Genomic DNA, 3,123 nt, shown 5'->3' with positions numbered 1-3,123 from the left:
TCTACCTCGGCAAGATCAAGAAGTGGAACGATCCGGCCATCGTCGCGCTGAACCCGAAGGTCAAGCTGCCTGATCTGGACATTGCCGTGGTCCGCCGCGCCGACGGTTCGGGCACCAGCTTCATCTGGACGAACTACCTCTCGAAGGTCAACCCCGACTGGAAGAGCAAGGTCGGCGAAGGCACGACCGTGAGCTGGCCGACGGGCACGGGCGGCAAGGGCAACGACGGCGTTGCGGCCTTCGTTCAGCGTCTGCCGGGCGCGATCGGCTACGTCGAGTGGGCGTACGCGAAGCAAAACCACATGGTCTACACTGCGATGAAGAATGAATCGGGTGCGGTCGTTCAGCCGGCCACCGAAACGTTCAAGGCCGCAGCGGCCGGCGCGGACTGGAAGAAGTCGTTCTACCAGATCCTCACGAACGAGCCGGGCAAGGACGCATGGCCGGTCGTCGGTGCGACGTTCGTGCTGCTGCACACCACGCAGGACAAGCCGGAGCAGGGCAAGGAAACGCTCAAGTTCTTCGACTGGGCGTTCAAGAACGGCTCGGGCGCGGCCAACGATCTCGACTACATCTCGTTGCCGCAGTCGGTTGTCAACGAAATTGAGTCGCAGTGGAAGACGAAGGTCAAGGACAGTTCCGGCAGGCCGGTTGCCGAGTAAGCCCGTTAGGGTACGGGCGCGCTGGTTCAAGCGCGTCCGCACCAAATCGTATCAGTGCTTAAATGCGTAGATTCCGTCGCAGCCCCGACGACCTTCCGGAGATCAGCACCCGTCGTCTTGTAGAGGCCCTATACGAAGACCCGCCCCGCAGCCGCCGATGTTCCGACGCGCCAAATGCTGAACTAAACTGACAGCGAATTTGCCAAGGTGGCACTTCACGGGAGCGGATCGCCATGTCAACGCTGCAGCATGAAATGAAAGCCACGCGTGCCGTTCTTCACGTTTTCGAGCAGGATGGCGGTTGGCACTGGGGTATTGCGGTCCCGCGTGAGAGTGGCTGCGGCGTGCGGGTTATCGCCTTCAATGAAAGGAGCTTCGTGCACCAGACTGATGCCGAGTCGGACGGCGGCCAAGCCCTTGAGCAGATCACCCATGGGGCTGGTGCCGAGCCTGTGACCGCGCACGAACTGCCTTCAGCCGCAATTGCGGAGTGTCGAAGATGCTACATGCGTGAACGCCTTCGTTGTGCGGTGAGGCGATTGATGAGTTGTGACGCTTCACGTGCATCAATGGCCGCATGCTGGGTCAATTCGTGGGCCGCCGTGATCGGCGAGCAACACTTCGAGCGGCCATTACGGCAACGGCGTCAGCGTCTGGCCCATGGGCAGTAAGTCCTTACCGGGCGGCCGGCGAGACCGGATGGCGGGGTATGACGACTGGACCGCGCCGTATGCAGGCGCAGCTTACCTCGGCACACTTCGTAGAAGCGCGGCGGCGGCACGCAGTCGCCGCTTACGCTCCTTTCGAAGCCATTTCAATGTGCTCTCGGGATCGCCCATGGCAGAGAGCAACGACGTGTTGTCCCGCAGCAGTGCCTCGCTTGCGACCACGTCATTCAATTCGCCGAATCGCTTCTGGATTTTCTTGAGACGATCCAGCGTTTTCTGATGGCGTCCGGACAGCACTGGGCCGAACAACTCCAGAAGGTATCGGACTTTCTTCCCGGCTTTACGCACGTCATGAAAAGCCGCAACATCTGGTTTTCTCGCCTTTGCGGCGTGCCGCATCCGCTTGCGCAACTGCTTTTCGGAATCCGTCACCCGGGCGTCCGCAAATGCCTTGAGGGACCGTCTGTTCTGGCTCGCCTTCAACGCTTCCGAACTTTGCGAAAGCGCGTCAAGCAGCAGCGCCTTCATGTCCGGATTCGAAAAGACTTCCCTGCCGGTATCAAGCGCTTCGTGCCTGACCTCCGAAAGCGCGGGCGGCGTCTCCCCGTTCCTTTCGCGTTGCAGCTGGAGGAGCTCGATCAGGATGTCGTAGTCGCGCGCCTTTCCGGCGGTGTCGGCAAGGGACTTGAAGAGTTCACGCTGCCGGGAATTCTCCCCGGCATCAAGTAGCGGCCGATATGACCACCATAGCGATCTTAACCGGCGCAGGGCAACACGCAGCTGATGGAGCCCTTCGGCAGAGGGGGCGCGGACAATCGCGTCTGCCTGCGCCAGCGCTTCGGCGACGAGCGGCTCTGCCAACGTCCCAAAGGCTGCCACGGCCGACGGCTCAGGTAGTGCGAGTTGATTCAGATCCCCGTGGCTCATTCGCGCTTCCGGTTAGTTTTCACGACGGCGGACGTTACGCGTCGTCACGGTATTCGCTTTGCCCGCGCCGCCCTCATTTCAGTTCCCACCAATGTAACCCGGATGACCGCGCCTGAGCCGGCAGTTGACGGAATTGCGGTGCCTGGCTACGGTGGACACTTTGCGGAGCACCTTCCTGGCATGATAGCGCCCGATTACGAGTCCCTGACGCCTGTCGAGATCCTCCTTGATGGCACCAGATACAGCGGCACATATCGAGTGATGACGGGTTCAGTCATCGTGTACTACAAAGGGGAGATCAAGTTCGCATCGTTCGGCATGAACCGACCCGAGGTGGTTGCGAAGTGGCTGCTGACTGACCTCGCTCGACGGGGAGAGTCCAGCGCGCGCAAGCAGTCCACGGATTGAGCGACCGGCGATGCAGGGGGGGGCCGTACCGCGATCGTTCTGCCCCGAGACTCACTCTCACGCCACGTAAATACTATTACGCGCGAACCCAGTTTTCTTCAACATTCAGACTGATGTGGCATTACGTGACCTTCTAACGTCTCCGGGAGAACGTCCATCACACCGGATTGCCGCCAGACATGGTTCCCGGCATATGCCACGATTTACCTGGCGTAAGCAATATGACGACCGACCGGCCTTCGTGGCGGCAGTGTTTGAACTGTAGCCCGGAACGGGGCCGAATCCGTCCCTGGCATGCCCGTTCCTGATTCGGCCTAACCTGATCTGATTGACGTGCATTAATCGACGGGCCAGCGTCGCAACTGATGTCACCGGGAAATCATCTCCACCGCGCAGACTGGACAACTCAACCGGCCAACTGGCAATGCGAGCGCCCATTTGGGCAAATCGCGATGTCA

Annotated in this window: 4 protein-coding genes; 2 read left to right on the top strand and 2 right to left on the bottom strand. The window is 60.5% G+C overall.

Features of this window, described 5'->3' with window-relative positions:
- Positions 1-662: phosphate ABC transporter substrate-binding protein PstS (gene pstS / locus EYW47_RS40520; RefSeq protein ID WP_133200403.1), on the top strand; the 662-nt coding region annotated here is incomplete at its 5' end.
- 236 nt (positions 663-898) lie between these two features.
- Here pstS and EYW47_RS41255 read toward each other — a convergent pair.
- Together EYW47_RS41255 and EYW47_RS40510 are read right to left on the bottom strand one after the other, a co-directional pair.
- Entirely contained in the window at positions 899-1,096 is a 198-nt protein-coding gene (locus EYW47_RS41255; protein ID WP_165976822.1) for a hypothetical protein, read from the bottom strand.
- Between the two features lie 309 nt (positions 1,097-1,405).
- A complete protein-coding gene (locus EYW47_RS40510) occupies positions 1,406-2,257 on the bottom strand; it encodes a CHAD domain-containing protein (protein WP_133200402.1) in 852 nt (283 codons plus the stop codon).
- Here EYW47_RS40510 and EYW47_RS42340 point away from each other — a divergent pair.
- A complete protein-coding gene (locus EYW47_RS42340; RefSeq protein WP_240764149.1) occupies positions 2,234-2,665 on the top strand; it encodes a hypothetical protein in 432 nt (143 codons plus the stop codon). The genes EYW47_RS40510 and EYW47_RS42340 overlap by 24 nt on opposite strands.
- Positions 2,666-3,123: the final 458 nt, after the last annotated feature.

It is taken from the genome of Paraburkholderia silviterrae, from assembly GCF_004353915.1.
Classification (GTDB): Bacteria; Pseudomonadota; Gammaproteobacteria; order Burkholderiales; family Burkholderiaceae; genus Paraburkholderia; species Paraburkholderia silviterrae.
The sequence above is the reverse complement of the archived record's forward strand: the minus strand, read 5'-3'. Positions and strand labels throughout refer to the sequence as shown.